4 protein-coding genes are annotated in these 4,206 nt (G+C 74.6%); all 4 read left to right on the forward strand.

Translation table 11 applies throughout. The features are described from left to right. Positions 1-159 precede the first annotated feature (159 nt). Positions 160-1,146 (forward strand): ABC transporter substrate-binding protein, encoded by a 987-nt coding sequence (locus HET64_RS37060; protein ID WP_215111629.1) that lies wholly within the window; start codon positions 160-162, stop codon positions 1,144-1,146. Further along, complete coding sequence (locus tag HET64_RS37065; RefSeq protein ID WP_215111630.1) at positions 1,143-2,231, forward strand: iron ABC transporter permease; 1,089 nt, start codon at positions 1,143-1,145, stop codon at positions 2,229-2,231. The genes HET64_RS37060 and HET64_RS37065 overlap by 4 nt, the downstream gene beginning before the upstream one ends. Continuing rightward, positions 2,228-3,286, forward strand: coding sequence for an iron ABC transporter permease (locus HET64_RS37070; RefSeq protein WP_215111631.1), 1,059 nt, complete (start codon positions 2,228-2,230; stop codon positions 3,284-3,286). Before HET64_RS37065 ends, HET64_RS37070 begins: the two co-directional genes overlap by 4 nt. A gap of 181 nt (positions 3,287-3,467) precedes the next feature. Further along, a partial coding sequence (locus HET64_RS37075) for an ABC transporter ATP-binding protein (protein ID WP_215111632.1) occupies positions 3,468-4,206 on the forward strand: 739 nt, incomplete at its 3' end.

Raw genomic sequence — 4,206 nt, forward strand, 5'->3', positions numbered from 1 at the left:
GGCTGCGGGGGCCGGCGGGGACAGGGTGACGTCCCCGGCCACTTTATTGGAAATGATAATCATGTGTAAGGTTTCGGCTTGTGGCGGGGATCGCTCCCGGGCTCCGCCGCCCGCACTGCCGCATCCCCGGGACCGCACAGGAACGTTGAGGGACCGTCGATGCCACGAACCGCGCTGAGAGTCCGCCGCTGGGCCGCGATCGCCGTACTGGGAGGCCTGCTGGCCGGCTGCGGAACCGGGGAGGCCGACACCGGAGGACCCGCCGCCGCTCCGGCGAACGGGGCCGGCGCCCGCACGAGCACGGAGGTGCGGCCCATCGAGGCCGCCACCCGGATCACCGACGCCAAGGGCGTCACGGTCTCCCTGCCGAAGCCGCCGGAGAAGATCGTCTGCCTGGTCGCCCTCTGCGACGACATCCTCGTCGAGCTGGGTATGACCCCGACCGCCACCAACTCCCAGGTGCTGGCGCACCCGAAGTTCCTGGGCGAGGAGAAGGCGGCGGAGATACCGGTCGTGCCCGGCGGCTTCCTCAGCCCCGAGGTCGAGGCGATCCTGTCCCACCGGCCCGATCTGGTGATCGGCCTGGAGGACACGCACGGCAAGCTGGCCCCCGCGCTGAAGGGCGCCACGACGTTCTGGCCGGTCCAGCCCGGATCCTGGCAGGACAGCGTCGGCTACCTGCGGGACCTGGCCGCGCTCACCGGCCGCACCGAGCAGGGCGAGAAGGCGGAGAAGGCCTTCCGCACCCGCCTGGCGCGGGCGGAGGAGAGCAGGAGCGACGCGACCGCGCTCATCGTCTACGGCAGCGACGAGAACTTCGGCGTGGCCACCCCGGAGACCGATGTGGCGGCCGGACTGTTCCCGAAGATCTCCCACTACCCCTGGAAGAGCCGGGGTGTCGACGGCAGTTACAGCCTGGAGGAGATCCTCGCCCGGGACGTCGACGTCCTGTTCGTGGAGACCCTGTCCTTCGGAGCCCCGGACGGCAAGCTCTCGGACAAGCTGGCGAAGAACCCCCTCTGGTCACGCATCCCCGCCGTGCGGAACGGCAAGGTCATCGAGGTCGACTCCGAGGTGTGGGCCAAGGGGCGCGGCACCCGTTCCCTGGGCGTCGTCCTCGACGAGGCGACGGCCGCACTGCGGTGAGGCGTCCGCCCGTGGCGCCGCTCTGCCTGGGCGCGGCGGCCCTGGCAGGCGCGGTCTGCGCGCTCAGCCTCGGCACGCCGTACGTCCCGCCCGCCAGGCTCCCGGCCACGCTGGGGGCCGACGGGCTCGCGGGGCTCGTCGTCACCGAACTACGGCTGCCCCGCATGGTGCTGGCGTTGATCGCCGGGGCCTGCCTGGGCGCGGCAGGCCTCGTTCTCCAGGAGGCCCTGCGCAACCCGCTGGCCGTGCCCGAGATGCTGGGAGTCTCCTCCGGGGCCGCCCTGGGCGTCGCCGCACCGCTGGTCCTGGCCCTGTCCGTCCCCCTCGGGCTGCAACCGTTCCTCGCCCTGGCCGGCGCGGCGCTCGGTGGTCTGCTCACCCTGGTCGCCGCCGGATTCGGGCGGAGCCCCTCGGCCGTCCTGCTGACCGGAGCCGCCGTCGCCGCCGCGCTCCAGGCGGCACTGCTGGTGCTCATGGTGATGGCCGACCAGCTCGACCTCCAGCTCATCTACCGCTATCTGCTGGGCAGTCTGTCCGCCCGCACCTGGGACGACGTCACCGGTCTGCTGCCCTGGCTCGCCGTTGCCGTCCCGGCGCTGGTGCTGTGTGTGCCGGTGCTCGGTGTGCTGCGCCTCGGCGACGACGACGCCCGTGCGCTGGGCGTACGCGTCGAACGGGCGCGGGTCGCCGCGCTGGGCATCGCCGTCGTCCTCATCGCCCCCGTCGTCGCGGTCTGCGGACCGGTGGCCTGGGTCGGCTTCCTCGCCCCCCACCTCGCCCGCCGTCTGCGCCCGGACGGCGGCGCGGCCGGGTGGCTCGTCCGGTCCGCCGCGTGCGGCGCGATCGTCGTGCTGTGCGCCGATCAGCCGGCCCGGCTGGCGCTCGCCCCGGTCGAGACGCCCGTCGGCGCCTGGACCGCCCTGGTCGGGGTGCCGGTCGGGGTCGTGCTGCTGAAGCGGGGGAGGCGGCCCGCCCGGGACCGGGGGCCTGTGGCTCCGCCCGTACCGGGAAGTCCAGGTGATCCGGGGAGCCAGGGGAGTCCGCTGGACGTTCCGGCCCCCGTCCTGCGGAAGGCGGAACGATGACGCTCATCGACAGAGCGCCCGGACCGTCCCGTCGGATCCTGCGCGCACCGGGCGTCCGGATGGGCGGCCTGGCGCTGCTCGTCGCCGCGGTGGCCTGCGCCGACCTGTTCGCCGGCCGGGGCGTCACCCCCGAAGGCGCCCGCGCCGTGCTGTTCGGCGGCGGCGACGACCCCACCGCCCATCACATCGTGCTCCAACTGCGTTTGCCCCGGCTGCTGGTGGCGCTGGTCGCCGGGGCATGCCTCGGGGTGGCCGGGCTCGTGCTCCAGTCCGCCCTGCGCAACCCGCTGGCCGGGCCCGAGGTCACCGGCGTCACGCCCGGTGCGGTGCTCGGGGCCGTCGCCGCGACCGGACTCGGCCTCGCGGGCTGGGAATCCCCCACGGCCGTGGTCGTGGCGGCCTGCCTCGGCGGCTTCGCCGGTGCGGGGCTGCTGTGGCTGCTCGCCGGGCGGGACCGGGGCGACCCGGAACAGACTGCCGTCTACGGGGTCCTCGTGTCGGCGGTGCTGGCCGGGCTCACCGCGGTCGTTCTCCTGGTCGCCCCCGGCGAACTCGGCAGCGTCGTGCAGTGGTTGATCGGTTCCACCGAGGGCCGGGTGTGGCAGCACTGGCATCTGCTCTGGCCGTGGGCCGCCTTCTGGGGCGCGGCGGCCTGGCTGCTCGCCGGGCCGCTGACCCTGTTGCGCTGCGGCGACGAGCAGGCCTCCGCCGCGGGCCTGGCCACCGGCCGGGGCCGGGGCGCGGCGCTCGTCTGCGCCGTGGCGCTGACGGCCGGTGCCGTGTCGGCCGTGGGTGCGCTCGGCTTCGTCGGGCTGCTGGTGCCCCACCTGGCGCTGGCCGTCTTCGGGGCCGACCTGCGCATCAGCCTTCCGGGTGCCGCACTGCTCGGCGCGGCCGTGGTGTGCGGGGCGGACGCCGCCGCCCAACTGCTGTCCCGGCTGCTGGCCACCGCGCTCGACGCGGACCGGCTGACCATTCCGGTCGGAGCCCTGACCACCTTCGTGGGGGCGGGGCTGCTGATGGCCGTGGCACGACGACGGGCGGACGAGCGATGACGGAGAGCGGTACGCGGACAGGACGCGCCGATGGCGGCATCGGCGCGGGCACCGGCACCGAAGCCGACGCCGACGGAAGTGGAGGACAGCGGATGAGGAGGGTGACATGCCGGAAGGCCTGACCGGACAAGTGGAGTCGAGCCCGGTGGAGGCGGCCGGGCCGGATACGGAACCGGGCGGGATGCCAGGACCCGAGGTCGTCCGGGCGGAGGGGCTGACCTTCGGCTACCCCGGACGCATGGTCCTGCGCGGGGTGGACCTGAGCGTCCGCGCCGGCGAACTGGTCGCCCTGATCGGGCTGAACGGCTGCGGCAAGAGCACCTTCCTCAAGCTGGCCGCCGGACTGCTCACCCCGAGCGGCGGGCGCGTCCTGCTCGCAGGCGACGACGTGGCGCGGCTGCCCCGCCGCACCGCCGCCCGACGCGTCGCCCTGCTCCACCAGTCGGCGCCCGCCGTACCGGGACTCACCGTGCGCCAACTCGTGCGTCAGGGGCGCTATGCCGCCCGGGGGCCGCTCGGGATGCTGCGGGAGGGCGACGACGAGGTGACGTCCCGGGCGCTCGCGGACGTCGGTGTCACCGCCTGGGCCGACCGGCCCGTGGACGCGCTGTCCGGAGGCGAACGCCAGCGGGTCCGGCTGGCCATGGCGCTGGCCCAGGACGCCCACGTGCTCTTCCTCGACGAGCCGACCACCTATCTCGATCTGCGGCACCAGTTGGAGGTGCTCCAGACGGTCGTACGGCTTCGCGCGGAACGCCGGCTGACGGTGGTGATGGTGCTGCACGACCTCAACCACGCCGCGCGGTTCGCCGATCGGATCGTCGCGCTGCGCGAGGGCCGTGTCGCCGCCGACGGGCCTCCGGCCGAGGTGGTCACCCGGCGTCTGCTGGCCGAAGTCCTGGGCGTGGAGGGGCGGGTGC

The sequence above is a fragment of the Streptomyces sp. McG3 genome (genome assembly GCF_018619185.1).
Lineage (GTDB): Bacteria > Actinomycetota > Actinomycetes > Streptomycetales > Streptomycetaceae > Streptomyces.

Bases quoted from the DNA above. Each gene is read 5' to 3' on its own strand.
- HET64_RS37060 (WP_215111629.1), top strand. From the start codon at position 160: ATGCCACGAACCGCGCTGAGAGTCCGCCGCTGGGCCGCGATCGCCGTA.
- HET64_RS37070 (WP_215111631.1), top strand. From the start codon at position 2,228: ATGACGCTCATCGACAGAGCGCCCGGACCGTCCCGTCGGATCCTGCGC.